At 53.6% G+C, this 24,520-nt stretch carries 29 protein-coding genes; 10 read left to right on the plus strand and 19 right to left on the minus strand.

Annotated elements, in window-relative coordinates; translation table 11 throughout:
• Positions 1-92: 92 nt before the first annotated feature.
• From R5H23_RS11420 to R5H23_RS11505, 18 genes are all read right to left on the minus strand, one after another.
• A complete protein-coding gene (locus tag R5H23_RS11420) occupies positions 93-419 on the minus strand; it encodes a hypothetical protein (protein ID WP_317215504.1) in 327 nt (108 codons plus the stop codon).
• Positions 419-1,069, minus strand: coding sequence for a hypothetical protein (locus tag R5H23_RS11425; protein WP_317215505.1), 651 nt, complete (start codon positions 1,067-1,069; stop codon positions 419-421). Before R5H23_RS11425 ends, R5H23_RS11420 begins: the two co-directional genes overlap by 1 nt.
• Positions 1,070-1,090: 21 nt before the next feature.
• Complete coding sequence (locus tag R5H23_RS11430; protein WP_317215506.1) at positions 1,091-2,326, minus strand: phage major capsid protein; 1,236 nt, start codon at positions 2,324-2,326, stop codon at positions 1,091-1,093.
• A gap of 105 nt (positions 2,327-2,431) precedes the next feature.
• Entirely contained in the window at positions 2,432-3,160 is a 729-nt protein-coding gene (locus R5H23_RS11435) for a head maturation protease, ClpP-related (protein WP_211512786.1), read from the minus strand.
• Complete coding sequence (locus tag R5H23_RS11440) at positions 3,157-4,494, minus strand: phage portal protein (protein ID WP_317215508.1); 1,338 nt, start codon at positions 4,492-4,494, stop codon at positions 3,157-3,159. The genes R5H23_RS11435 and R5H23_RS11440 overlap by 4 nt, the downstream gene beginning before the upstream one ends.
• Positions 4,482-6,275: a terminase large subunit gene (locus R5H23_RS11445; protein WP_317215509.1), complete on the minus strand. Its 1,794-nt coding sequence runs from the start codon at positions 6,273-6,275 to the stop codon at positions 4,482-4,484. Before R5H23_RS11445 ends, R5H23_RS11440 begins: the two co-directional genes overlap by 13 nt.
• The gene (locus R5H23_RS11450; protein ID WP_317215510.1) at positions 6,265-6,852 is read right to left on the minus strand and encodes a terminase; all 588 of its coding nucleotides are present in this window, start codon (positions 6,850-6,852) and stop codon (positions 6,265-6,267) included. Before R5H23_RS11450 ends, R5H23_RS11445 begins: the two co-directional genes overlap by 11 nt.
• Positions 6,853-7,038: 186 nt before the next feature.
• Entirely contained in the window at positions 7,039-7,353 is a 315-nt protein-coding gene (locus R5H23_RS11455) for an HNH endonuclease (protein WP_317215511.1), read from the minus strand.
• Positions 7,350-7,961, minus strand: a complete 612-nt coding sequence (locus R5H23_RS11460; RefSeq protein ID WP_317215512.1) for a DUF3164 family protein — start codon at positions 7,959-7,961, stop codon at positions 7,350-7,352. Before R5H23_RS11460 ends, R5H23_RS11455 begins: the two co-directional genes overlap by 4 nt.
• Positions 7,958-8,155, minus strand: a complete 198-nt coding sequence (locus R5H23_RS11465; RefSeq protein WP_317215513.1) for a hypothetical protein — start codon at positions 8,153-8,155, stop codon at positions 7,958-7,960. The genes R5H23_RS11460 and R5H23_RS11465 overlap by 4 nt, the downstream gene beginning before the upstream one ends.
• A 42-nt stretch (positions 8,156-8,197) precedes the next feature.
• On the minus strand, positions 8,198-9,049 hold the full coding sequence (locus R5H23_RS11470; RefSeq protein ID WP_317215514.1) for a tyrosine-type recombinase/integrase: 852 nt from the start codon (positions 9,047-9,049) through the stop codon (positions 8,198-8,200).
• A gap of 383 nt (positions 9,050-9,432) precedes the next feature.
• Positions 9,433-10,650, minus strand: a complete 1,218-nt coding sequence (locus R5H23_RS11475) for an N-6 DNA methylase (protein ID WP_317215515.1) — start codon at positions 10,648-10,650, stop codon at positions 9,433-9,435.
• Between the two features lie 138 nt (positions 10,651-10,788).
• Positions 10,789-11,697, minus strand: a complete 909-nt coding sequence (locus tag R5H23_RS11480) for a hypothetical protein (RefSeq protein WP_317215516.1) — start codon at positions 11,695-11,697, stop codon at positions 10,789-10,791.
• A 2-nt stretch (positions 11,698-11,699) separates the two neighbouring features.
• Positions 11,700-13,424 carry a hypothetical protein gene (locus R5H23_RS11485; RefSeq protein WP_317215517.1) on the minus strand — a complete coding sequence of 575 codons (1,725 nt, stop codon included), beginning with the start codon at positions 13,422-13,424 and terminating at the stop codon, positions 11,700-11,702.
• Positions 13,425-13,559: 135 nt separating this feature from the next.
• Positions 13,560-14,051: a hypothetical protein gene (locus R5H23_RS11490; protein ID WP_317215518.1), complete on the minus strand. Its 492-nt coding sequence runs from the start codon at positions 14,049-14,051 to the stop codon at positions 13,560-13,562.
• Between the two features lie 13 nt (positions 14,052-14,064).
• Entirely contained in the window at positions 14,065-14,277 is a 213-nt protein-coding gene (locus R5H23_RS11495) for a hypothetical protein (protein ID WP_317215519.1), read from the minus strand.
• Positions 14,274-15,476: a hypothetical protein gene (locus R5H23_RS11500; RefSeq protein WP_317215520.1), complete on the minus strand. Its 1,203-nt coding sequence runs from the start codon at positions 15,474-15,476 to the stop codon at positions 14,274-14,276. The genes R5H23_RS11495 and R5H23_RS11500 overlap by 4 nt, the downstream gene beginning before the upstream one ends.
• Positions 15,473-15,922, minus strand: coding sequence for a phage regulatory CII family protein (locus R5H23_RS11505; protein WP_317215521.1), 450 nt, complete (start codon positions 15,920-15,922; stop codon positions 15,473-15,475). The genes R5H23_RS11500 and R5H23_RS11505 overlap by 4 nt, the downstream gene beginning before the upstream one ends.
• Positions 15,923-16,012: 90 nt before the next feature.
• On the opposite strand from R5H23_RS11505, the gene R5H23_RS11510 reads away from it, so the two are divergent.
• Entirely contained in the window at positions 16,013-16,276 is a 264-nt protein-coding gene (locus tag R5H23_RS11510) for a hypothetical protein (protein WP_317215522.1), read from the plus strand.
• A 7-nt stretch (positions 16,277-16,283) separates the two neighbouring features.
• Here R5H23_RS11510 and R5H23_RS11515 read toward each other — a convergent pair whose 3' ends face one another.
• Entirely contained in the window at positions 16,284-16,724 is a 441-nt protein-coding gene (locus R5H23_RS11515) for a hypothetical protein (RefSeq protein WP_317215523.1), read from the minus strand.
• 284 nt (positions 16,725-17,008) lie between these two features.
• On the opposite strand from R5H23_RS11515, the gene R5H23_RS11520 reads away from it, so the two are divergent.
• The 9 genes from R5H23_RS11520 (at position 17,009) to R5H23_RS11560 (ending at position 24,519) form a co-directional block, all read left to right on the plus strand.
• Positions 17,009-17,389, plus strand: a complete 381-nt coding sequence (locus R5H23_RS11520; RefSeq protein WP_197458724.1) for a helix-turn-helix domain-containing protein — start codon at positions 17,009-17,011, stop codon at positions 17,387-17,389.
• A 92-nt stretch (positions 17,390-17,481) separates the two neighbouring features.
• On the plus strand, positions 17,482-17,943 hold the full coding sequence (locus R5H23_RS11525; protein WP_317215524.1) for a hypothetical protein: 462 nt from the start codon (positions 17,482-17,484) through the stop codon (positions 17,941-17,943).
• Positions 17,933-18,181 (plus strand): hypothetical protein, encoded by a 249-nt coding sequence (locus R5H23_RS11530; RefSeq protein WP_317215525.1) that lies wholly within the window; start codon positions 17,933-17,935, stop codon positions 18,179-18,181. Before R5H23_RS11525 ends, R5H23_RS11530 begins: the two co-directional genes overlap by 11 nt.
• On the plus strand, positions 18,178-18,399 hold the full coding sequence (locus R5H23_RS11535; RefSeq protein ID WP_317215526.1) for a hypothetical protein: 222 nt from the start codon (positions 18,178-18,180) through the stop codon (positions 18,397-18,399). Before R5H23_RS11530 ends, R5H23_RS11535 begins: the two co-directional genes overlap by 4 nt.
• The gene (locus R5H23_RS11540) at positions 18,386-18,616 is read left to right on the plus strand and encodes a hypothetical protein (RefSeq protein ID WP_317215527.1); all 231 of its coding nucleotides are present in this window, start codon (positions 18,386-18,388) and stop codon (positions 18,614-18,616) included. The genes R5H23_RS11535 and R5H23_RS11540 overlap by 14 nt, the downstream gene beginning before the upstream one ends.
• On the plus strand, positions 18,613-19,425 hold the full coding sequence (locus R5H23_RS11545; RefSeq protein WP_317215528.1) for a hypothetical protein: 813 nt from the start codon (positions 18,613-18,615) through the stop codon (positions 19,423-19,425). The genes R5H23_RS11540 and R5H23_RS11545 overlap by 4 nt, the downstream gene beginning before the upstream one ends.
• Before the next feature lie 229 nt (positions 19,426-19,654).
• Positions 19,655-20,698 carry a site-specific integrase gene (gene xerC, locus R5H23_RS11550; protein WP_317215529.1) on the plus strand — a complete coding sequence of 348 codons (1,044 nt, stop codon included), beginning with the start codon at positions 19,655-19,657 and terminating at the stop codon, positions 20,696-20,698.
• Between the two features lie 1,026 nt (positions 20,699-21,724).
• On the plus strand, positions 21,725-23,863 hold the full coding sequence (locus R5H23_RS11555; protein ID WP_408874351.1) for a hypothetical protein: 2,139 nt from the start codon (positions 21,725-21,727) through the stop codon (positions 23,861-23,863).
• A gap of 74 nt (positions 23,864-23,937) precedes the next feature.
• On the plus strand, positions 23,938-24,519 hold the full coding sequence (locus R5H23_RS11560) for a DUF3576 domain-containing protein (RefSeq protein ID WP_317215608.1): 582 nt from the start codon (positions 23,938-23,940) through the stop codon (positions 24,517-24,519).
• Position 24,520: the final 1 nt, after the last annotated feature.

Raw genomic sequence — 24,520 nt, forward strand, 5'->3', positions numbered from 1 at the left:
CTGTTGCTCCAGGGCATCCAGAACTGTCAGCCCGAGGGCAGCCCCCGCAGCCTTGGCGCGGTCAAAGGCGTCTTGCCAGACGACGGGAGAGGTCATGTTCCACCTGCTGTAATAAGGGCCCAGCCACAGAGGGTTGCCCCGTCATAGACTGGGGACGCATCCGTCAGCGTGTATTCGCGCACGCCGTCGAACAGGCGGTCTCCTTTGAGAGGAGGCCCGTAGCCGGCTGCTGACAGTTCATCGTTCAGGATCTGGGCAATGAATGACTCGGTCGGCAATGTCGCATCGATCGTGGCGGCCGTAGGCGGCGGGGCATAGCCCAACAGTTCAACGGACTTGATCTTGTTGGCCGTCACCAGGCGCATCGGGCGCCCCTTGCTGCGGATCTGGCGTCGTCGTCGGTCTGCTCTGTAGCTCATCAGGTGCCCTTTACCGCCCGAAAGCTCTGAACGAGGCCTGCGGCTTCCGGTGTCAGGCCGCCCAGGGCCGGGTCGGGTGTGACCCAGCTTGTGGATCCGACACCCTGTTCGTTTTCTGACTTCAGAGCCTGATCCCGGCCTTGTGCGTGATAGGCCGCTGCGGCAACGCGCCGAACAGCCAGCGCAATCGGACCTGGGAATGTTCCCGGATCCGCCGTGCCGTCCTCATTCTTGCCTGGCAGCCTATAGCCAGCCTCATACGTGACCAGATATCGCCCCGGAGGCCAGAAAGGATGAGACACATCGGGCCGGAACACCTCGCCGCAATCGTCATCGATGACCAGATCGTCAAGCGCGTCTTGTGCAAGCGCTATTCCGTTGCGCGTGACGGCTGTCACTTTCTGAACGGGATACACGCCCAGGAGCAGAGACAGCGTGCGCGGGAAAGGCCGCACAAAGATCTGGTCCTGCCAGGTCTGATACAGAAGAGGTCGCCCAATAAATGCCAGGACGGCCTCAGTCGCATCCAGAAGGAAGCGCTGGAAGTCTGTGTCAGACTGGGCATCCGTGATGCCCAGATCTGCCTTGAGGTCATCGAGTGAGGCCAGAGGCACCAAGGCAGGAGCTGACCCGAGGGCTATGCTTCTCATCGATCAGTCTCCTGCTTGAGATCAGTTGCCGCCGCCAGCTGCCCCTGTCTGGAGCGCCTTGATGGCCGTTCCGGCACCCGGCAGGCCGCCGCCGAAGCGGGCATACCCGAAGAAGGCGGTCTGGAGAGCGTCGGCATAGCGCTCATTCAGGCGCACGACTGATACGCCCTTCACGTTGCGGAACTTGTAGTTCTTGAAGTTACCGAACAGCATGGCCTTATTGCCTGCCCCGATGTCAGGCATGCTCTGATTGATGTTCAGAGGCGAGCCCGCGAACATGTCCGGTGCGCCAGCAGCAATGGATGGAGACCAGAGCGGACGGCCTTCATTGTCCTTCAGCTTGCGCAGAGCCTTGAACGTCATGTCGTTCAACATGAACGAAGCGCCCTGACGATAGGCTGGATCCACGCTGTGCTGCAGGTCGAGAATGTCGTCATAGCCAACGGCAACGGTGCTCGTGGTAGCGCCTACCCCTGCGGCCGTGCAGACACCCTGCGGCATATTCGTGCCGGTACCTACCGTCAGATCATCTGCCAGTGTGCGCCCGAAGCGCGTCGCCAGAGCGCCGCGCAGGAAGGCGTCCAGATCAAGGAAGGAATCCTGCATCAGCGTCCAGGGCACCAGGACGGCATCCGTAGCGTACAGATAGGCCAGGACGTTGGAGATGCCGAACTTCAGGTCGCTGGTGCTGATCGTGGTATTTTCACCGATGATCTTCGCACGGGCGGATGTGTCATCGTTCGTTGGCCAAGGAAGCGGTGCACCTGATGCGGTGGGGATTTCGTCGAACAGATCCAGTGCCGTGAAGTAGCTCTTCAGAGCGACCAGAAGCTGATCAGCAAAAAGTGGCGGGACAAGATAGCCGCCAGCCTGGCCAGACTGGGTGCTTTGTGCTGCACGGAACTCAGTGCCTAGACGCGCCTGGTTAAGTGCGAAGACACGGTCCTCTCCAGCAAGGTTGTCCATGCCGCCACGCAACCAGGCCCCGAAGACGCGGACTTCCTGTGTTTCACGATCACGCTGTTCGTCAGCGCCCCGGCCTTCGTCTTCGCCACGGGCAGCGATCTGGCCAGCCAGTTCAGCCTCGGCAAGTTCTGCTGCCTCAATGCGGTCAATTCGGGCCTTCAGTTCATCTGCCTCGGTCATCATGGCATCGAACTGGGTGTTCTGTTCTGCGGTGACGGTTTCGCCGTTGATCAGGGCGCGGGCGTCAGAAATCAGCTTCGCACGCTTGGCGCGTAGTTCCTTGGAACGCATGGAATGTCCTGTTTTAGATAGGAAACGGGCATGCTGCGCCTGTGCGGCGCGCTACCGTAAAGTCATGTCTGATCCTGCCTCCCCTGGAGGTCAGTCAGAGCATGGTCAGAGGGTGTTTTCGGCCTCGGCCAGACGGGCCATGCGCCGACGCGAGCAGAGCGCCATATCGGCCGCCAGTGCGAGGACATCTTTATCAGGTGTCAGATCGATCTTGGCGGATGGCGAGGTCGTGCGGTCATCATTCACGATGACGTCTGCCAGACCTGCATCCTTGGCCTCTTCGGCCGTAAACCAGGTCTCGGCATCCATCAGTGCGGAAATCTCTTCGACACTCTGGCCGGTTTTTCCGGAGTAGAGGGCCGCCATCTGACCATCGATCTTGGCCATGACACCGGCCGTGGCTGTCATGTCCGCTTTGTTGCCGACGACAAGGCCCCAGGCATTGTGGATCATCATGAAGGCGTTTGGTGCGATCATGACCGTATCGCCTGCCAAAGCGATATAGGAGGCCGCCGAGGCTGCCAGACCGTCGATGATGACATTGACCGTGCCATCATGCTGCTTGAGCGAGGCATAGATGGCCAGGCCATCGAACACGTCACCGCCTGGGCTGTTGATGCGCAAGTTGATGGGGCCGGGACCGACCTGCGCCAGCTGGTTGGCGAAGTCCTTGGCCGTCACACCCCAAAAGCCAATTTCGTCATACAGCAGGATCTCGGCCGGTTGCCCGTCTGCACGTGGCCGGCTGGTCAGGGTCTGGGGAAGCCCTGCCTGCGTAAAGGCCAGGAGGGCGCGGTTTGAGAACCGGCCGGCCTGGGCATTATAGCGTTTCATTCCTGTTGCCCTGGTGAAGGTTGAGGAACAGGCGGGGCATTATCCGGCCCCTTCGCTGCCTGTGTCGCCAACGGCACGTTGGTGCTGTTGATTAGTGGCGTGTCACCGCCCTTGACGGGTGGTCGGTTCTTTTTCCGGCGCGCCTCATTGATGGTGCTGACACCACTGGAGATCTCGCTTTGCATGACCGACGCTGTCTTGGCCGGATCCATGGACAGCAAGCCATCCCGGTCAAATTCTGCGAACACACGCGTGCCGGAGAACAGCTTGTAATTCAGCTCGCTTTCGATCCGTCGCAGATCTGCATCGAGCGAGAAGATGAGGTATGCCAGCGTGTTCTCGGAGAGGCCTGTGCCCCAGGACGTGGTTTTGTCCGTCTCATTCAGCAGGTGAAGCGGGACGCCGAAGAAACGGGAAATATCCGCCACCTGGTAGCGTCTGGCCTCAATGGTCTGGAGGTCCTGCGGCGAGAGCTGGAAGGGCGTGTATTTCGACCCTTCATCCGCGATGACCGTTTTGCCCCAGTTGGCCACGCCCGTGTGAGCCTCTTCCAGCTGGCGGCGGAGCCGTTTGAAAGCTGGATCAGACATTTTCCCAGGCACCTGCATGACACCGCTCGGCATCGAGGCGTTCTGATGGACACGCCCTGTGCGCTCTTCCATCGAGCGTGCCAGGCCGACCGATCCGCGTGCAAAAGACTGGATCCGGGACAGGCCCTTGATTCCGTCAAAGCCCGGTCCGGGAATGTGCAGCATGTCCTCCTGGTGCAGCACTTCGCTGTTGCCGTCATCATCCGTGCAAACGTAGAAATTGATGCCACGCTTGCCAGGCAATCTGACCACTTGAACCTGCCAGGGCATATAGGCGTCGAAGCCGATAACGCGGCCGGCGTTGTCGTAGCGGATCGCGCTGTAATGATTGCCCCAGAGCAGCATGTTCACGCCCCAGAGCTCCCGCCAGGAGAAAGCCGTAAGAGCCCGCCCTGGAAAAGGTGCAGTCTGAAGGAGTGGCATCAGACGATGGTTCGGCAGCTCTTCGCGCTGCCCGTCCGCAGACAGGCGATAGATCCTGAGCGGCAGACCCGCGATGACGCCGGCTTCCAGGGTCACGCATCGATAGACCGCCGAGCAGGCCATGGCCGTGCGCTCACTGACAGGCGGCATCCAGTCATCATTGGTGCCTGGTAGCCCCAGAAACTCACCCCAGTTGCCGATGTCAGAAAGAGTCGTGCTGGGATTTTCGAGGCTCTGGGCCACCACGGGCGGCAAGACACGCTCGATCCGTTCCGAGGGGGGACGTTGAGAGCCGCCGAAAATAGTGTTCAGGAATCCCATAGGTCCTCACGGTCAAAAATGCTTTTGGGTCCGGGTGGCTCCGGGTTTTTGGACATACAGGCCACGGCATCGAACGTGGCCATCAGGGGATCGATCTTCTTTCCGCCTGCCAGCTGCTTGGTGATCTCGATATTGTTGCCCCGTGCCTGGGCTTTGGCGTTGCCAACCGCCCAGGCCATGATGGGACGGCCACCATGATGGAAAGACCCGTCCGCCAGCTTGCGCTCCAGGGTCTTGATTGGCCCGGTGAGCTTCCAGCCCTGACTGACACCGACGATCTGGCTTTCCTCGATTCCGCGACGGCGAAGCTCAAAGACGATTTCCGCGACCCCAGCCGGATCGAGCCCGATCAGGGCAAGTTTGCCCGATCGGTTGAGATCCTCTGCGATGTCGCCCAATTCAATGATGTCATCCTGCATGAGTGTGACCAGGACGAGATCGCCTTCTTTCTCGAAATCAAGATAGCGGGGAGCCTCTTCTTTGCGGGTCTTGAGGACATCGCAGAAGACCCAGCTGCATTGCCAATGCAGCCACTCTTCAGTTTCCTCATCACAGCCCAGAACGACCATGGACAGAAAGTCATCCAGGCCACCGCCGTCAATGCCGGCGACGAGGACACGAGAGCGTCTTACAAGCTCTTTTAGGGTCAGGTTCGGATCACCGCACTTTTCCCAGTATTTCGCACCGGCCCAGGCCTTTTCTCGCAGGGAGAGACCGACTTGGACATTCAGATGCTTTGCCATCCAGACCCGTAACGGGCCTTCACCGGCTTCCTTCTGCTGGTCAAACTGACTGAGAAGGAACTCCTCACTGACTGACAGCCCGTAGTTCGGATTGGTGATGTACCAATTGTCTGGATCTTTGTGTTTCTCAGCCTCGATAAGAGAGAAGGGAAACTCATAAATGACCGGAAAGAACTTCTTGTTTTCCAGCTTTCCATCGCGGACAGACCGGGCATATTCCAGCTTGGATTTAAAGACGCCTGCGGGCTCTTCTTCCGACTGAGTGGACAGGTAGATCACGAAGCCTTCTGGCCGCGAGGACATGCCGCCCATGGCCTCCATGATCATGTTTTCGCCTGTCGGTTTCTTTCCGAATTCCCACAGTTCGTCGATCAGGATCCCAGTGGCTTTCTTGCCAACGACTGCCTGACCATCAGCCGCAACGACTTTGAGCGTGGCCCCTGTCTGTCGGTGGGTAATGACGCGGTTGTACTGCTGGACGTGGAAGATTGCGTCCAGGTCCGGGTCGTTCAGGACCATGTCTCGCGCCGGTTTAAAGGCGTTGTCAGCTGCCTCCTTGGTCGGTGCCAGAATGAGAAATTCGGCAGACCGCCGCCAGTTCAGGACGAGCTGGGTCAGCATGACGCCGGCAGCGATGGTGGACTTGGTGTTCTTCTTGCTGACTAGCAGGAAGAATTCGTTGATGTGTCGGACGCCTGTGTCCGGATCGTAGGATCCGAAGAAGGATGCCGCGAAATCCTTCAGCCAGGGACGGCAGGACTCACCAATCGTTGGTTCGCCCATCACATCGACGAGCTTCAGGGCGTTGAAAACGTCCATGCCCTGCTTGGCAGCGTCAGGAAAGAGTGGTGCGCAGGGGATCAGGCTTTCGCGAGCAACAATCCGCTGTTCCCAATTAGGGCAGGCCGTTGACCAGGTGAGGCTCGCAACGGCCGCTGTAATAGCCGCGACCTGTTTAACCGCTTTTTTGATGCTTGATCGTTTTGGTGTCGTTTTCCGTGCCCGCGAGGTTGTTTTGACCGTCCCCTCACTTCCCATTGTTCACCACGAGCTTGGGCTGGTTCATCGGAGCAAACCGACCTGAAGACGCGTTTTCCGCCGCGTCTTTCTGCTGCTCTTTCTTGCCTTTTTTGGCACCAGCTTTGCCGCCCAAAAGTGCGACCGTCTGCGCAATCGTTTTGAGCGAATTCGTACGCATCGGGTGGCTGATGGCTTTCATCATGGCATCCCGCCGCCGAGAATTTTCGTCGTTAGCGGTCTCGATTTCAATCGCTTCCGAGATTTCGCCATGGTGCGCCGTGATGTCTTCCAGTTCATCGGTCATGCGCTCGGCCAGGCTCAAAAGGCGGCCTTCGAGGTCTTCGGGAATGGCTTCCGCAACGACAGGTGAGAGGCGTTTTTGCGCAACTGGACGTTGGTGCGCAGTGGTGCGCACTTTGGGAGTGGTTGTGCGCACCTTTTGCGCGGCTGTTTTCTCCCATCCTTCAGACGCGATGCGCTTGCGCAGGGTGCTTTCAGCAATCCCGAATTGCTTTGCAATCTGGCGGTTTGACAGGCTTCCCGCGCAATAAGCGTTGGCAATTTCCGCCCAGTCTGTTGGCGGTTTCTTCGACATTCTGGACCGTCCTGCGCAGGATGGTGCGCACCTCATTTCGTAATTTCAGGAAAAATTTTCACGCGTGGGACTGGCGCGGTTACGCCCCCTGGGCCGGCCTGAAGATCCGACCCACCCCCTTCAATCCGTACCATTTCGGTATGGTTTGACGTGTCGAGATGAAAAAACGTTAGTTTTCCGCCATTTTCACCAGTTTTTGGCGGTTCGCCTTGCTCTGGCCTGCGCCGTCTTGGCCGTGTGGCACGAACCACAGAGCATCTGGACGTTCTTCGGGTCCAGCTTCGCACCGCCATCCTTCAGCTCAACGATGTGATCACCGAAGATCCGGCAGCTCGTGCGGCCGCAGCGCTCGCAGACGCGTCCACGCTGTTTGAGGACGGTGGCCATCAGGCCTCGCCATTCCTTCGACACGTAGAACGCATCCGCAGTCTTGGGAGGAACGCGGGCAATGCTGGTGTCCAGCACTGTCAGACCGTTGTTGATGCACCGTAGAAGGCTCATGCCTTGGCGATATCCAATGGCACCTGAACGAACGCGCCATCAGGTGAGGCGCGTTCGTGAAAACGGATGTAACTGCGAGAGGCATTGACCTTCACTGCGTCAGTGATGGCCTGCATGGCGCGCTTCCATTCCTCATCGTCAATCGAGAGCCGGCGCAAGCCCAGGATCTTCGAGACGTTCAGCTTGCCTTCCTTGCCCACGTCAAAGGCATCCGTGACAACAGCGCGGATGTTGGCGTTTCCGCCTTCCGTCCAGCGTGTCAGGCAGCTGTCCACCAGTTCCTTGGCGATCTGGAGTTCAGGGCCGAACGTGATGGTGTCACTGATGGCGATGGTCACGCGCTCGCAGCCGTCATAGGTCGACAGCGTCAGATTGCCCTTCGCACCGCCTTTCTTGGCTCCATACTGTTCAGCCAGAAGGTCCAGAAAAGCCCGGATATCGCTGTCCGCATCCTCACGAAACTGGCGCATCAGCTCACGAATGGCGCGGGCACGCTCGAAGAGCTTCTTGACCAGTTCGTCCTGAAGAAGGTCTTCAGGCTTCACGTTCGCACGCGGGACAAGGCGTCCAGCGGAATCCTTCATGTAATCGTCGGGATTGTGGCTCATGCCTGTTCTCGCTTGCGCTTGGCCTCGACTGCGCGGGCGCGACGTGCCTCGGCAGCGGCCCAGATCTTCATTCCTGGCATCCGGGCATGGTGTGCCGTGCGTTCGTAGCGCTCGGCTGCGCGGGTCCAGAAGTCCACATGCTCGGCCCGGAGCTCGGCTGGTGTCTCGGGGCGTCGTCGGTATCGGGTGCTCATAGCGCTCTCCAATAATGGCCGACGCCGCCGCTTCGTGAGGCGTCAGTCTTTCAGGTAATTGCCGCCGCCATCGCCCTCTCGGACGTGGGCGTATCGAGTGGTGGTCTTCAGGTCGGAATGTCCCAAAGTCTGCTGGACAACATGGGCGGGTGCGCCGTTGTCCAATGCGTGTGAGGCATGGGCGTGCCGGAACCAGTGCGCAGAGGCATCAGGCAATCCGGCACGCTTCGCCGCCCGCTTCACGAGGCGATGTGCCGCTCTCAAGTGAAGCGGGCTCCCATCGTGGCCGGGGACGACAGGCGTATCGGGACGCCAGTCGTCTGCTCTCACAGCCACGATCTCTTTCCACAGCTTTGCGGGGACAAGCACATGGCGTGTCTTGTTTCCCTTGCCGAACACGGAGGCCACGCCTCCCTGTTGACGCCGTGTCATGTCTCGCCATTTGAGGGCGCACATCTCTGAGATGCGCAGCCCCATGAAATACAGAACGCGGAGCGCGACCCGCTTTCGCGGGCAGGGCTCCTGTTCGATGATGCGCTTTACATCCTCTTCCGTGAGGATCCGCTCACTGAGACGATCGCGCCCGCGCTCCAGGCGAAGCGCTGCGCCAACGTCCACATCCAGAAAACCAACGCGGACCCCGAAGGCCAGAGCTGATTTGACGGACGCCAACTTTCGACGGCGCGTGGCGTCTGATCCTACGAGGCCATCAAACCAGCCTTGCAGGTCATCCAGGACAACATCCACAAGCGGTTTGCCTGCCCACTGACGGAACGCATCCACATCTGCACGATAGGCGCGGGATGTGTTCGCGGATCGGTTGTGGAGCCACATATTCACGAGGCGATCGTCATCAGAGATACGGAGCTTTTTCGCGTCCGTCGCTGGCGCCATTGGCCCAACTCTCCGACAAGGTATTGAATTATAAAGGTTTCCGATCCTGCGGAGACCCTGAAAAAGCGTCAGATAACAGGTATTATCTGACGGAGAATTTGCCTTTTAGGCGGGTTATCGGACGATATGGCCGATCATACCTGTCATATAATTCCGGATTATCATGATGGCCAGTTATGCTCGGCCATATCTTCTACAGCTTTCCGCAGGTGAGACAATCTACCCATTACCATTACTGTGAATTGATCGGCTAAGCCGAATACCGCACAAACATTCTAGCAACCGGGGTTTAAAGCCTGATAAGATATGGATGCCATAATCGGTATTGTATATATCTAAGCTCCAATCCTGTTTCAGGTCAACGAAAGATTCGTAAAAAATATTCAAACCAAGATGTCAAGAAGAGCACTAACACTGATATGTCTTGCACCGGTACCTCTGACACGGGCTGAAATTTGTCCTTGGCCATCTTTTGAAATTAATCCGTTTAATACTTTCTGCTGTAATTGACGAGGACAGCGAATACGCAGAACACAGTCTGATAATTTTGCTTGACCTTTTGCAACAAAAGCAATCTTACGCTCTAAATTTCTATCGACACGAGCTAGTAAAATATCGCCTTTTTCTGCCCACACACCAGTCTCTTCTTGCGTTAATTCTGGTCCCTGTAAGTCTACGCCTGCCCCAAGGTTTGGGGGAAAATTGCAGGTATGGAACGTAGGGTGAGGAGATTGTGCCAGTTCATTCGAACTGAGTGTTCCTCGCCGTACTTCTACGCCTAGATCACGTAATGACTTGCGATCATTCTTTTTTAAAAGACGATTTTGAAAGTGAAATCCATGATCCATCCGAAGTGATGCGCTGTCTATACTAATTTCAATAGATTGCATCCAGGCATTATTATCGAGAATTCGATCGAGGCGTACAGGCAAAGATGATTTTCCGCGCTCTAGCACGACTACATATGTTTGCGCATCGGTGCCTTTAAAAGCTCTTCGAGGTAACTGAATAACGCGCGTTATACGATGTTCTTTGACTAATGCTTGCCGGAAAGGTGTCATGGCTTTTCCAGATATCATAGAATCCGGTAAAATTAGGCCCACACTTCCGCCTGGCCGGACTAGATTGAGTGCTTGAGCCACAAAAATAAGATCAGTAGGAATATCTCCACATAAAGTCGAAGGTTTAGGAAAACCTGCTTGTTCGAGAATAAGATCAAGTTCTGGATTCCATTGTGCAGAACGGTATGGAGGATTAGATACTACTAAATCTACTGATCCAGCTATTGATGCAAACGGATTTAATGGAAGCGTTTGCATTAAGTCTATATTTAAGTGGTAATGTGATAAGTTCTTATACAGTGACAATGCGCCAATGATTTCTTCACTTGCATTTTTGTCGAGATCTACGGTGTATAATTCAGAGGGGTTCCACCTTGCAAGCGCAGCAATTGAAAGCGCACCTCCACCACTGCCTAAATCAACAATCGACTGGGGAGTTGCTTTTCCAACTGCGCGCATCAGAACTTCACCAAGCCACTCAGGACTATCATATCGGCACAAAATACGCTTGAGGCTTGCTTGGTTTGTCACTTTACTCATTCCAAAAGGTCCTGCGTACCTTACTTTGATACACCACAGTTTACTATGGTCCACCGGTGGCAAGGACCGGTGTACCAGTAGCATTTTTCAAGGACTTATAGAATGGAGACGTTATGAAGGTAGGTAAGCCTATTTAGTTTAATCCGCTTCCTCTTCCTCTTCCTCTTCCTCATCTGGAAAAGGTGCACCTGAAGGGCCACAATGCGTGGCGAAATCAACATAAATATCGAACATGGAGCGAGAAGGTGGGCTATCTTCTAGCGAACAAAACAGACAATAATAATTTTCAAATATATTTTTATCATTTGACCATCGCCATTCCCAAGGTAGGGTCCCGAATGTATTCGTGGATGATGAAACCGTTCTATTGAGTAACTCAGTCCACACCCAATTATTTATTGTTTTAACAAAAGTTCGTAAAATATCTGAAATATTTTGCAGATCATCTATTGTTGGTTCAAAAGGTTTTTCGATTAAATCCGCATGCTGTTCTGACCCAAGTCTAAAAGCATTCTGGCTTCCGAGTTTACCGAATCTGTGTACACAACAATGGCGGATTTCACAGATCGACAAAAAGAATGAAAGGGTAGTCTCGACCTCAGAAGGCAGATGTCCCTTAATTCCTAGAACACTTTTTACAAAATCAATCGCTCCTTTTTTTCCAGCAAAAGAAATCCCTTCAAATAGAGCTTCCGGCAAAAGGCCGGGCTCATGATGAACAGCCGCACCGTACGGGATTGTCATCATTTCAACTGCTTTCTTAGTACTAGGATCGATTTGAATACATCTCCTGAGCATTGCACGAAAGTAGCTTTCAACAGCCGACATGTACCCAAGTAAAACTAAACTCCCTAGTTCAGGAGATATTTGATCTTCTGGTCCTATCGAGGAAAAATATAGTGTATTAATAATATTTGTATTTTTAATAAAAGAATCTATAGGACTAATTTGAGGATCTGAAGCATTTTCACGGAACATAAGCCAAGTATCTGGGCGATGAACAACCTGCACGGATACTATATTATTCCAATTAGGGTTATTTGTCATGATTAGCTCAAAAACTCATCAACGTAATTTTCAATGGTGGAAATAACTTGCCCTGCTCTAACTTCACCAATACCAGGAGAGCGCCGGATGGTACTGCCAGGATCTGTCATAGCTAAAAACTGTCCGATAGTGTCTAGCCCTACACCTTTCAAGCTGGTTCTTTTGAAAGCACTCAGTCCTGGAACTTCGTCCAAAGAAATTTTCATGCAGTGCTCAAAGGTAGATTCGTTTAGAAGTTTTGTTCCACACGAATGGCAAAATTTTTGACTTAAACTGAGTCGCAGAGTACCACATTTTTGACAAGGCGGCTCATCTAAATGAAGGCCTAATATTGTCTTTTCGCCAACAAGATTATTTAATGAGCGTCGCACAGGATGTTTTGTGTCTGGGAAGGAAAGCGCATTTATAATTTTTCGAGCACTTCCACCGCGTCCTGCTTCAAAGGCCCGATTGGCGATCAAGGCACCTATATGGGGCATAAGGCGTATGTATGACCGCTCCGGGCCATGAGATACTTCGCTTTCTTGCCGTATGAGGCCGACCTCCACTAAAAGACTCAGCATTCTTTGGGTCATGGAATTTAAGTCAGTAGTAGGGATTCCAATTAAAAGTTGTTTTTCTTGTTTTTGGATAAGCTCTCGGTTCTGTTTTACTAATTCTGAAATTATCGCATTAAATATTACTTCTCCCGTTCGGACTAGAGTTGCTAAGGTTGGAAGCTTTGTAGACAATGATCGGAATTCAGCCAGTCGTGCTTCACGATGACTACGAATTATTTGATTTAAAGCAGACTGGCCATGTCGATCTTTCGTTTCAATCCACTCTCTTAAAAGGGTAAGGTAGGCCCGAGGTATCCCAAAGGCAGCATACATGAGCACTTTATCAATGTCTTCAGGTATGGGCGTCGTCGCATGCTGATATCTTGCATGAGCAATGTTTTTCATTACATCCAAATATTTTGGATGGCTTAGCGAAAGCCAAGCTTCAACTCTCTTGCCTTCATGATCAACATGAAATCGTGGTCCGTATTCTGTTGTTCCGGGGTACACAGACGCTTTTGGCGAAATATCATGCGCCTTTAAAACTCTTAATAAATCAAAAAACTCTATTAATAAGTCTTTGCTAAGAGTTAATGCCGCGTCATCAAGGAGGAGTACTGTTCTTTTTCTTCCTGAAGCGCCGCATATATCGCGTATATATCCTAATACCTTGTCAACGTTTAATAGTTCGGCAATTTTTTCCTCTGTTTTTGACGGTTCTTTTCCGTGTTCAAGTTTTGATATTAATGAATTTATTTCGTCCATTGAAATTCCAACCAGTTCTTTCGAATCGTAATCAGAATTTTTGAGAAGAATTTTTGCTTTTTCCGTAGTTGCTTTAACTAGAAGAGCAAGGGCCCATGCTTGGAAGAGATTAAGAGCATCAGACCTAATACCTAATAAAGGCTCCAAGCGAAGATATCGATTGAAGCTGACGTAGACGGCCATGGGTTTGGTTGCATCTTCCGTGCATGCCAAGTCGACATAACGCATCATGTGCGTTTTGCCACATCCACGAGGTCCTTCAAGTAATATTAATCCTCTAGAAATCAATTCTTTTTTTACTGTATTAAATACGTCCTCAACAATAGTTTCTTCTCTAAGTTCTTTGGTGGATAATTGATCAGCGCGTTCTTCAAAGCTATTGCTATCCGAATCCTGATCATTACTTATTTCTTTAAAAGTCATACAGACATTCTTCTGTTGCTAAATTTATATGCGAATCACTGAGGAATCGAGCTGATTTGAGAATATATGCTTATTTCGTTGATAAGCTCAACAGGTACATAAGATAAGTGGATTTCTGATAAATATATAAAGCGCCTAAAAACTCTCATAGTAATCAGCTAACTGCTCGAGCAGTAACTCGGCAGCTCCTGTCATTCCCTGACGGTTCTTCCCGTAGTACTCCGCGATTTTTCCAAACGATAGCCCGTCCAAGATAAGCAGCACCAGCAAATCTGACGCATAGCGGCCCAGCCTGCGTCTGATATTCTCACACCGCGCCACAGCAGCCGAACGGGCGATAAGCATGTCGTGGATGTCGCCACCGCCGGATCCACGGCGCTCAGGATCTGATGCGCCCATAATGCCAGTCTCGAAATCACGCGCCCACCTCTGGGCGGCATCGACGTGGCGCTGGGTGATGGTTCCGGAACGCAGCAAGCCGTAGAGGCCAGCTCCACGGCGTAAGACCTCAATGGGTGGTCTATCTTTTCCCTGGTCCAGTTCAGCGAGAGCGATGCGGTTTTTCCAAGCCCCCTGCATGGGGACGGCGTCTTCAATTGGTCGAGTTGCCTCAGCGGCAGTAGTCATTTGCATTCCACGTTCATGTGGGGTTGCGCTTTATAAATCGGCCGTCGGCATCCCGGTTCGAGGTGAGCCGAGCCAGACGGGCCTGGAGTGTGACAATCTCCAGGGCTTGATCCGCCACAGTCCGCTCCAGTGCCAGGGCAGTACGCTGCGCCTGGTCACGTTCAGAGCGGACCATGATGAATTCAGAATGGGTGAAGGAGGCGAGGGCGCGCCGGAGTGCTTTCATGCGGCCTGAGCCTGCGGGCGGTACCAGTCCAAATACGCGGCGCGCTCAACAGGGCAGGCGGGCAGGTCATGCTTCTGGGCCAATTCCGGCCATTCGCGCTTCACGGCTGAGTAGTCCCGCTGGAGATGAAAGGCTTCACTCCAGATCTTCTGTGCCTTGGCGTAAGCCTCCAGCGCACGGTCTTCCCACTCTTCACGAGGGGTAGGTTCTGGCACTGGGTTAGTCGAAACACCGGCTTGATGATCGGCCCAAAACCGTTCGATAGGCTTGCGAAAAGCGCCCATTTTGTAGGCTGTGTCGCCGTTCAGAGCCATTTTCTCGGTGTGCTGCTTCACAGCCTCGACCAGAACATCAGCCGGGATGCCGTCCCGCAGGAGGCGACCGCAAATGCTCTTGGCAAAACCGGCCTGACCGTCAGGGAGGCGTCCAATCTTGAGAACGCGGGCGACGGTCTGGGAGATCAGGGCTTCTGAAATCCCAAGAGCCGGTTTCTCGGTTTCGGTTTCAGCCGGTTTCGTAGAATTAGAATCAGAAGGGGATATATCTTTCTCTACTTCTAGATCTACGGAAAACCTAGAAACCGGTTTTGAAACCGAAACCCCGGAAACCAAAACCGTTTTTGAAAACTGGTTTTGGTTTTCAGTTTCCGAAACACGCCCACCTGATACGGCCGACAGCAAACGCATTTCACGCTGCTGAACGGCTTCACGTTCCCGGCGGTCACGCGCTTCTTCGGCCGTTTCTCCCTTGCGAGGACGTCCACCCTTTGCGGCATTGGCACGAGACGTCATCACTTTCACGCTCGCGTCCGAAGCAAATTGGCCTGCGTCCTGACGCTCCTGAAACTCCTCCAGGCGACGTTGCTTTTCTGCGCGTGCCTGAGCGCGTTCTTCGCGGCGGATATGGCATTCTACGAGGTGAGGGCTGTAAAGCGCCCCGTCCTCATCGCGAAGGATGAAGCGGGTGAACTCGAGTTCCGGCAAAACACGCTGCAGCACATCGACATTCTCGCACGCCATCTGCGCCACCTGGGCATCATCTAACGCACGGCCGCCAACGCGGAACACGACGTCCCGAGCGGCTTTGAGGGCTTCCATCAGAGAGTGGAACACTCCCCGCTGTTCGGCCGGCAAAACTTTCAGGAATGCCATCGATGGAACGTTGTCACGGTCAAACGTGGCTGGGATCTGGATCGTCATGGCTGCGATCCCTTCTTGATACGGGACCGAACGGCACGAAGGCCATGGCTTACTGCCGTCTGCAGCTTGCAAAGTTCGGCTTCGAGTTCGACAGCCTCACCATCATCGATAACGCCGTCCGCCATGATCCGGACAGTCGTCGTCATGGTATCGCCTGCGCGCTTGGCCACCAGTTCCATGCTGGACGGAATATGTCCTTCCCCAACGTGGACGGGCACCAGGACATATCCAAGATGCTGCGCCATAACCGTCAGGATCAGCGGTTCCTGGGCAAACTCATCCAGAGCGACAGCCACATCCACGGGAATAACCGAGGAAGAATGGCGCTTCTGGTATTCAGAGATCCGTGCACGACTGACTCTTGAAGCCTCTGCTGCTGGATCTACACCGCCGATAGCTTTTACTGCCATCTGAGTCGCTGTTTTGATGCGGGAAAGCAGTGTCATACGCACGCTCCTCTCGCTATGGTCGAGGACTCGCGTCCCTGACCACGATCGTTCATCCTGTAGTCACCACAACCAACAGGAGACGATTCCGTGTATAAAACGGCTGCTAAGATTGCATCTTTCAAACGCGCCAATGATGGCACTGTAAAAGTTAAAATCAGAGCGTCTTCAGAACAAGGAGACAGGAAAGCAACTTTTGGCATTTCTTTCCAGGCGCCAAAGGAATTTTCACCTGAAGGCCAGTCGCTACTCGCATTGGAGTACGAGGTATTGAAAGAGCTGCGTGAGGTCTTAGAAAACAGGATCAGTGAACTTAATAAAGAGCGGTCCATAAACCGCCTTACGATGCGGTAACGAGCTCTCATTCTGAACCGTCCTTCGTATCACGGTACTGAATACCGATGACATTTCCAGACAGGACGGTTTGGAAATTTGCAGATGCTCCAAATATACTGCCACGAAGAATATTTACTCTTGCAAGCAGCGTATTAAGGATTTCGAGCTGTTCTTCAGCCGACTTCGAGTCAAATGCTCTGATCTCTTCTTGAGTAGGCTCAGACGTCCAAAGCCTTTCCGCTGCACCGATGCTTTCCATGCGCTCCAGCGCAGCAAGAACCCAAGGCTCCAGTTCCACTTTTTGTGCGGGCTGGCTCTCTTCTGGCATCGGAGGAACTGTCACAAGATCTTCCGGGTAGACCGGCCGGAAGGGCCGATATCCAAAATCCGCCTCAGATGCCGAGACAGCATCTTGCTGACGGCAGCATGAGCGAAGCTTACGCTTGAGGGTATGAAGAATGCTCATGCTGGAAGACCATCATCTTTAGAGAAAAGATCAGGACGTAAATCGGCAGGTGATTTCCCGCTGATTGCTGCAACTGCCTCTAGATGTTTTTTGGGAATGCGACGCCACTGTGAAACGGCAGCAGTGCTGATTTGGCAACGCTCGGCTATCCGGACGTTCATGCGTCGTCGTTCCATCAATTCTTCTAAGGCTCTATCTCTCATGATTATTGGTTAGCAACACTAAGCATGATCTGCAACCAGATTAAGCATGCAATACTAACCAACGTCGTTACGACTGAGGATATGAGCATCACCCCCCAGCCCTCTAAACGCCCAGTAGATCCTCGTGCCGTCATCATCGGTCAGAGAATCAGAACAAAAAGAGAACTTTTAGGCTTCACGACCGAAGAGCTTGGGGCCATGATAGGTGTTACAAGGAACGCGGTAACACAGTATGAAACTGGACGAGCCACGCCAAAACCAAAAAGATTTGAGGCACTTGCGGTGGCATTAGGGACCACGACCACATGGCTTTTAACGGGAAATGAACCTGACGAACTTGCTCGGGCACAGACTAAGAACGAACTCGAAATTCTTCAGATGTTGAGAACGCTTCCCCTAGATCGTCAGCAAATCGTTCTAGATATGCTGCGGGGTTTGGCTGACTCAAAAAGTAAGAAATAATTTCATTCTTAGCGTTGCTAACTTTTTTCTTGAAGCTTTTTGATTAACAATGCTAACCAAATTTCTATCGTATTAAAGCGATGGAGATCGTTATGTCATTGCATATAGGTGAGGCGGGTAAGTCTCACATTTCAACCAATTCTGATGTTTTGGAGGCTCGGTTAATTCTGAGGCCGCTTCATCCTCTCCTACGTGGTCATACCGATCAGACGTTTGCAGAGTATTTGTCTGACCGCCCGCTGGCAGTTCAAAAGAAAGCACGTGAGCGGCGCGTTTGCCTGGTGCATGCACGCGCGAGAGCTGCTGATGCGTCTATTCCGGGCATCGCCAAAGCGTATGCCGCAACGGCTGAAGCTGTTGAGGCGGAACTGGTCGCTCTGTTGCACGCCACGAAGCCGGCAGAGGCCATCCCGTTTCCGGAGCCGCCGATGCGTGGTCCTCAGACTATGCAAGATATGCTGATGCGCACTGAGGCCGCAAAGGCGTCCGGTCGCCTTGCTGGCTTCCTGCGCTTTTGCACCGACCTTCTGCCAGGAGGGCGCGATGTCCACTGAAGCAAGAACGCCGGAGATGTTTACGGTTTGCATGCTTGGCGTTCGCCCTCGGCCATACGCCGGCCAGCGTTACACCGACTACAAAGACGCCGAGCGGCAGGCGAAAGACGACGTCCGCGAGACGTTATGTGACCACGATATCTATTTGGGTAATCGCCTGGTCGCCACGGTCTGCTCACCGTCCTTCGCAGGGAAAATCAAGGTGGATCTGACTGAACTTGGAAGCCGCTTCGTATGAACGGCCTTCACTCAGACATGCGCCGCCTGCGCAAGAAAGCTGCTGCTCTTGGCTGGTCAGCGGCCCGCACCAACGGCGGCCACCTGCGATGGACGCATAAAACGGGCGGAATTGTCTTCAGCCCATCCACACCAAGCGATGTCCGTTCGATGCGCAACACTCTTGCCAGGATCAAACGGGAAACTCCCAAGGGAGATCACACTTATGCGACGCAGTAAGCCACTCCCGCCCCCGATCAGGGATGTTGAGCCCAAGCCACTGCCTGGGACATTGAGGCCAGAGAAGTTCGTCATTGTTGGCTGGCAGTACCTCGACCAATTCAAGAACTGGGTCGGTGCCCGCAATGAGCATCATGCGCGCAGCTGGGCTTCGACTTTAGAAACAGACTACCGGGCTATTTACGCCAAGTCTTCCACGCAGGATGCCGCGAAATGACCCAGAATACGGATCAGTACGTCATCGTGGATCTCCGCGCCGAATGGGCGCGTAGGCCGTTTCTTTCGTTCTGGCGTCCCAACTTCGCAGGGTACGCATACCCGCTTTCATGGGCTGGCGATTACGCTAAAGCCACAGTGATCGAAAAAGGGGACTACCTGACAGGACGCCGATATTCTGCTGCGACCGGCAAGGATACTGGCAAATGGAAGCGCTTTGCTGTCCTGCGATCAGTCGCAGAGGCAATTGCTATCGATCCGCCATCTGGTCAAATCGACGGGAACGCAGGACCTGTCGTGGTCAACAACAAGAAGAACCGGGATCATCTGATCGCAAACCGACTGCGACTACCGCCAACCGAACGCATCCGTAAAGCTTGGACCATATGTGTCGCAAGGTGGCTTGAAGGCGATAGCTGTACGGGATATGGCCCCTCAGCCAGCAAGGTTCGGGCTGAAGTGCGAAGGCACTTGGATGACGTCTCATTTGCAGACATCACAGTCCGACGCTGTAAAGAAAAGGACATCAGCCTTCCGGCTCCGGACGAGATTGCCTTGGGACTTACACTCAAGGAACGCGACGTGCTCTTGCACGCCCATGGCTCGACTTGTGGTGATGTTATGAAGGCAGGCTTCAGGGACTACTATTACACGGACCGAGCCAATCCTGTTCTTTGCTCACTGGTAGAGAAAGGATTGATGCGGCAATCAGATCGCGAGGTGCCTTGGGGAGAAGGAGACGTCTATTTCTTCACGACAGACGCCGGTAAGCACTGCGCGAACTCCCTTACGCCGGAGTACAACCCATGACTGATAAGCGCCTCTATACGACCCGAGAGGCAGCAGGATACTTGGCTCTATCCGAATCATCTTTCAGGACGGCCGTCGCACCGCATTGCCGGAAACTTTCTCCCGTGCCTGGTCGGGTAGCTTGGGCACGGGAGGATCTAGACGCATGGGTGGATGGACTGCTGGGAACGAAACGGCAAAGTATTCCTACGCCTGCATTGCCGACTAACCCCTTGGATCGTTTCGTTACGTGACCATTATCCGCCTGAAATATATCCAGAAGGTTAGGGATCGATACGGCAAGTACAGACTTTATTTCCGGAGGCCAGGGCATCAGTCTATACGGCTTCCGGCCCAAGAAGATGCCTGCTTCTTACTTGCCTATCAGGAGGCTCTGGCGAAAACGGAAACAATAGAACGGCCGCCAGCACCGAAAACGCTCGCCTACCTGATAGACCTCTGGATGGAATCCGCCCGGTTTATGTCTTTGGGCAAAAATACTCAGACGAACTACCGCCGATTGTTGCTGTCGATACAAAAAGCGCCATATGCGGACGATTATGTAGAGCATTTTCAGACACTACATCTGCGTCGGTTCGTTGCAGAATTTTCTGATAGGCCGGCAGCAGCAAATCATCGGATTAAATTGTTTCGCATGCTGTTCGACTATGCCGTCGATGACGGCTGGCGTGCAGATAATCCGGCTATTCCTCTCAAGAGATACAAAGAAAAGGCTGATGGTGCTGAAACGTGGTCTGATGAGCAGATCCAGCAATATGAAGATCACTGGCCTAGCGGGTCCGTCCAGCGTCGAGCCTTGGCGTTATTGTTATACACTGGGCAGCGTCGAAGTGACGTGGTGAGGATGGAACGGAAGCATCTGCGCGGGGACATTATTGAAGTAACCCAGCAAAAGACTGGAACGTCCCTGATGATACCTGTTCACCCCAATCTGATGACCGAACTAGTTCAGGCACCTGAGAATGGTAATTTCTTACAACGTCGTAATGGAAAATCATTTACAGCAAATGGTTTCTATATGCGCTTCAAGTCATGGCGAGACGCAGCAGGTCTCCCGGATGGCCTAAGCCCGCACGGCTTAAGAAAAGCTGCTGCACGACGTCTGGCAGAGGCCGGATGCACAGCGCATCAAATTGCCGCGATAACTGGCCATGCGACACTGTCAGAAGTGCAGAGATACACCCGCGCCGTTGACCAGGAGAAGCTGGCGAGAGAGGCGATGAAGCGGATGGATGCTGTAAAACAATCCCTAGGAACTGTAAAACAGTCCTAAAAAATGGGTTTTTACTGCGGCTCTTGTGATTGTGTGGTGTCCGCGAGAGGATTCGAACCTCCGGCCCCAGGATTCATACCACTTCGACTTTCGCCGCCATGCCCTTGAGCATGTTCGTGGTCTGGACTGTCTCTTCACCACAGCCCCCTAAGCGGCCAAGGTGTCACCCGTACAGTCTCTACACCTTCTTTCCAACCAATGCGGAAAGCTTGGCTCGGGATTGGCACGGCTCAAGTGAACCAGAGCGTTCCCCGAATTTGAGTGAATCCACCATGAAGTTTCCTGTCATGGCGCCCAATTCAGACCTTAGGAATCCTGTGCTCTATCCTGCTGAGCTACGCGGACACACGAGGAGCTAGTTATCCTAAGATGCTTTCACCTGCAAGCATCGCTCTGGATAGCCTTAACATTGAAAAAAAATGTTATTATTTTGCAAACCAAATATGATATCAGTGAAGCGGAAACGTTATTTATTCCGTAATTTAATTATCAAATTAACATAAAAACGTAAATCATATTTCCAATTATCGGGTTTTTGGCGTATTTATATGTCTAAATTTGGAGGCGAAAATGTAAGAACATTCTTGCACTTTCGTGTTGTCTGTGGTTCCAGTCATCCCTGTCTACATAGTTTTTTGATATCAAACTTTCAGAAGTGCCTGTGTCAAAAGCTGTCTCTGATGAAGTGCCATAGTCTTGGCTTATCCGGTGGATAGGTTGAGAAAGTAGTACGTAACTGGGTGGTATATCTTTGCCTCAATGTATGAGTGTGAAGAATTGCTATCCTCGAAATAGACCCCTCCATAAAGATTTCAAGAAATCTTCTGATGGGGTGTGGTTGCTGAACATTATCAGCGCCTGGGTAGGGAGGACGGTAATGCCACAGCCTGTTCCTACAGCGAGCGTTTTGAAACGCCTGTTTCAGGGCTGTTAGGGTTGAGGGTTGCTAGCCATGGTTTCGCATCGAATATCTGATCGAGATAGTCTGCGTCCTTTTCATGCGTTTCGGTCTGACTGCGGGTATTGATGGGTATGACTAAGATGCTTTCAAGTTCAGTGCGCCAGGCCCGCGAAGCAGACCCTACACTTCTCCGTCTCAAGCTTATTGGGCAAATGGAAGCGCGCACCCTGACCGGAGAGAGTGTTCTTCCTGTTGGGGGTAAAACGCGCGCGCTTCTGGCTATTCTGGCTCTGTCTGACAGGAAGCCCGTCCTCCGTTCCCGACTGGCTGAACTGCTATGGAGTCGTCGGCCAGAAGATATGGCGCGCGCTTCATTGCGGCAGGAAATTCACCGTCTTTTGGACGCTCTGAGCCCTTTGGGCGTCGAGATCATAGATGTGCAGCGGCATTCTCTTATGCTGAAGCCAGCTCTGACGTCTGTGGACGCTGAACGTATCCTCACGGCCAGTGTCAGGACCATCGACAGTATCCCTGCGCCAGAGGAAGTGCTGCTTGGGGAGCTTAGTGGAATCGATGTTGCGCTGGATGAGTGGCTCAGTCAGCAGCGTGCACGGCTCTCACATCATCTTCTCGGGCTCTACGAAGGCTGTCTGCGCGAGTTGACTGATCCAGAGCAGGTTGATGACGTTACGGATCGTCTTCTCAAGGTTGATGCCCTGAATGAGGCCGCATGGCGGGCCAAGATTCAAAGTGCTTTGCGTCGCGGTGAGCAGGCAAGGGCTGTTCTCCTGGCGGAGCAGGCCGTGCGAGCCTTTGGGCAGGAAGAGGGGCATGTGGCAGGCCCTGTTACCCAAGCGTTAATTTCCAGTGTTCTGAAGGCCGCGGGGCTCGAGCCGAGCATTGGGGCCGCAGGTATTGCCGAGCTGGACGGCGCTTCGGTGCTATTTTCAGGCAACGACGATACTCTTGCCGTTCCTACAGGCGCACAGCGTACAGATCCGATGCTGGCATTGCCGCTTCATCTTTCGCAGATGGCAGCAGGGCAGTCCCGAAAGATCTCCCTGCTTGTATTGTCTCCGTTTGCAGCGGACGGTTTGAAAGATGCCGAGTTAAAGTGCGCGACCAGCTTGAGCGATCAGTTTGAACTTCTGTTCGTTCATGTCGACACTTTTGATATTGTGGCGAAGCCTGAAGGTTTCGTTCCAGACCCGGCGAACCCTCTTGCATCGTATCGTGGCCTCGGTGCCGATTATGTGGTGACTGGCGCGGTTCGGGCCGGTGCCTCGGATAATGCTTTCCGGCTTATCCTGAAGGTTCTGGATGTTCGGGCCGGTGGATTTATCGTCTGGGGCACTTACTACGATCTGCCGGATCTGGACCCGATGTCAGTCAGCAACGGACTGATGGGGCCTGCAACGGCAATGCAGTGGGGCCTTCTCCTTGCGGAGGCACGCCGTACGGCGAACCGCGCAGATAGTGAACTCTCCGCGCTGGGTAAAGCGACTAGGGTTTTCATGTTGCTGTTGAAGCGGGACAATGCCCTGTTCCCGAGGATTAGTCAGCTTCTTGACGCTGCGGGTATCGAAGATCCGCGGGAAGGTACCGTGGCAGTGATGCAGGTGCTCTACTGCCTGATCCGCTACGAAAATGATTGGAGTGCGGCGGGAACAGCATTGCTCGGGCGTGGTATCGAGTTTGCGCGCCTGTTGGTGAATCTCAAGCCAGATGCGCCTGGGATGGCCATTCTTTTGTCCACGCTGCTGATGCACGATCCGGCATCTGTGCCTCTGGCACGTTCCATCATGCGGATGTGTGAGAAGTCTATGGCTGGGGCTTCAAGCATGCATAACATGCACGATGTGCTGCTATGCCGCGTCCTGTTACATGTTCTGGATGGAAACCTTGCTGAGGCGGCCGCGGTAGCAGGAAAGCTGCGTCACAATCCGTATCATTCTCCACTTTCAACACTGATCAGACCGTTTTTCATGATGGTCATGATGTTAGGCGGAGAACGTCAGGACGTCATTGAGATGGGACGTCTGATGGCTGGGCTGCATCCCAATTACTCGAGCACGCTGGTCTATTATCTGGCAGCTCTGGTGCTTGAGGGCGAAAGTACTGAGGAAATCCAGCAGGTGCGACAGCATTTGCACCGTCTGGTTCCGGATCTGACAATTGAGAAGATTTTGAGTCGTTTTCCGTATCTGAGTGCGGCCAAAAAGGCGGAGCTGCGGCAGGCTTTCAGCTCAACAGGTCTTTTATAAAGCGCTCATGTGCAGGTAGGGCGCTTGGCCTTACCGGATGAGCGCGATATGAACACGGAATTGATGTTGCCCGGATTCAGGTTTCGCCAGTCTGTTTCCATGCCCGTGACGGCCCTGGCCCGGCCCGCAGGACCACCATGATGTCTCGTATGCAGATGATTGTTTCCAGCTCTTCCCGCCGTTCAGCGCTTCGGACGGCCGTTGGCATTCTTGCCCTCGGTACAGTTGCTGCCTGTGGCGGCGCTCGCGATCCCAGCAGCCTTACTGCGCCCCGCAATCATCTGCTCGGCGTTGATCGCGGGGCAGAAGGTGGCGCTGACCAGCTCAAGGGCGGCGTTAATGCCTATCTGTGGCGTGGCGCGATCGATACGCTTTCGTTTATGCCGCTGGCTTCCGCCGACGCAGTTGGTGGTGTCATTCTGACGGACTGGTATCAGCCGCCGTCCAGCAAGGGCGAGCGCTTCAAGATTGCTGCGTATGTGCTTGACCGCCGTATGCGTTCTGACGCGCTTCGCGTGTCGGTATTCCGGCAGGTGTTTCAGGACGGCGAATGGCAGGATACTCCGGTTTCAGCCACGACCACGTCTGACATTACGACCCGCATCCTGACCCGCGCCCGCCAGTTGCGTGCAGAAAACGGCGAACAGGGTAACTGAG

The organism is Gluconobacter sp. GP1 (genome assembly GCF_032913585.1).
Lineage (GTDB): Bacteria > Pseudomonadota > Alphaproteobacteria > Acetobacterales > Acetobacteraceae > Gluconobacter > Gluconobacter cerinus.

Bases quoted from the DNA above. Each gene is read 5' to 3' on its own strand.
- R5H23_RS11420 (WP_317215504.1), bottom strand. From the start codon at position 419: ATGAGCTACAGAGCAGACCGACGACGACGCCAGATCCGCAGCAAGGGG.
- R5H23_RS11425 (WP_317215505.1), bottom strand. From the start codon at position 1,069: ATGAGAAGCATAGCCCTCGGGTCAGCTCCTGCCTTGGTGCCTCTGGCC.
- R5H23_RS11430 (WP_317215506.1), bottom strand. From the start codon at position 2,326: ATGCGTTCCAAGGAACTACGCGCCAAGCGTGCGAAGCTGATTTCTGAC.
- R5H23_RS11435 (WP_211512786.1), bottom strand. From the start codon at position 3,160: ATGAAACGCTATAATGCCCAGGCCGGCCGGTTCTCAAACCGCGCCCTC.
- R5H23_RS11440 (WP_317215508.1), bottom strand. From the start codon at position 4,494: ATGGGATTCCTGAACACTATTTTCGGCGGCTCTCAACGTCCCCCCTCG.
- R5H23_RS11445 (WP_317215509.1), bottom strand. From the start codon at position 6,275: ATGGGAAGTGAGGGGACGGTCAAAACAACCTCGCGGGCACGGAAAACG.
- R5H23_RS11450 (WP_317215510.1), bottom strand. From the start codon at position 6,852: ATGTCGAAGAAACCGCCAACAGACTGGGCGGAAATTGCCAACGCTTAT.
- R5H23_RS11455 (WP_317215511.1), bottom strand. From the start codon at position 7,353: ATGAGCCTTCTACGGTGCATCAACAACGGTCTGACAGTGCTGGACACC.
- R5H23_RS11460 (WP_317215512.1), bottom strand. From the start codon at position 7,961: ATGAGCCACAATCCCGACGATTACATGAAGGATTCCGCTGGACGCCTT.
- R5H23_RS11465 (WP_317215513.1), bottom strand. From the start codon at position 8,155: ATGAGCACCCGATACCGACGACGCCCCGAGACACCAGCCGAGCTCCGG.
- R5H23_RS11470 (WP_317215514.1), bottom strand. From the start codon at position 9,049: ATGGCGCCAGCGACGGACGCGAAAAAGCTCCGTATCTCTGATGACGAT.
- R5H23_RS11475 (WP_317215515.1), bottom strand. From the start codon at position 10,650: ATGAGTAAAGTGACAAACCAAGCAAGCCTCAAGCGTATTTTGTGCCGA.
- R5H23_RS11480 (WP_317215516.1), bottom strand. From the start codon at position 11,697: ATGACAAATAACCCTAATTGGAATAATATAGTATCCGTGCAGGTTGTT.
- R5H23_RS11485 (WP_317215517.1), bottom strand. From the start codon at position 13,424: ATGACTTTTAAAGAAATAAGTAATGATCAGGATTCGGATAGCAATAGC.
- R5H23_RS11490 (WP_317215518.1), bottom strand. From the start codon at position 14,051: ATGACTACTGCCGCTGAGGCAACTCGACCAATTGAAGACGCCGTCCCC.
- R5H23_RS11495 (WP_317215519.1), bottom strand. From the start codon at position 14,277: ATGAAAGCACTCCGGCGCGCCCTCGCCTCCTTCACCCATTCTGAATTC.
- R5H23_RS11500 (WP_317215520.1), bottom strand. From the start codon at position 15,476: ATGACGATCCAGATCCCAGCCACGTTTGACCGTGACAACGTTCCATCG.
- R5H23_RS11505 (WP_317215521.1), bottom strand. From the start codon at position 15,922: ATGACACTGCTTTCCCGCATCAAAACAGCGACTCAGATGGCAGTAAAA.
- R5H23_RS11515 (WP_317215523.1), bottom strand. From the start codon at position 16,724: ATGAGCATTCTTCATACCCTCAAGCGTAAGCTTCGCTCATGCTGCCGT.
- R5H23_RS11520 (WP_197458724.1), top strand. From the start codon at position 17,009: ATGAGCATCACCCCCCAGCCCTCTAAACGCCCAGTAGATCCTCGTGCC.
- R5H23_RS11525 (WP_317215524.1), top strand. From the start codon at position 17,482: ATGTCATTGCATATAGGTGAGGCGGGTAAGTCTCACATTTCAACCAAT.
- R5H23_RS11530 (WP_317215525.1), top strand. From the start codon at position 17,933: ATGTCCACTGAAGCAAGAACGCCGGAGATGTTTACGGTTTGCATGCTT.
- R5H23_RS11535 (WP_317215526.1), top strand. From the start codon at position 18,178: ATGAACGGCCTTCACTCAGACATGCGCCGCCTGCGCAAGAAAGCTGCT.
- R5H23_RS11540 (WP_317215527.1), top strand. From the start codon at position 18,386: ATGCGACGCAGTAAGCCACTCCCGCCCCCGATCAGGGATGTTGAGCCC.
- R5H23_RS11545 (WP_317215528.1), top strand. From the start codon at position 18,613: ATGACCCAGAATACGGATCAGTACGTCATCGTGGATCTCCGCGCCGAA.
- R5H23_RS11555 (WP_408874351.1), top strand. From the start codon at position 21,725: ATGGGTATGACTAAGATGCTTTCAAGTTCAGTGCGCCAGGCCCGCGAA.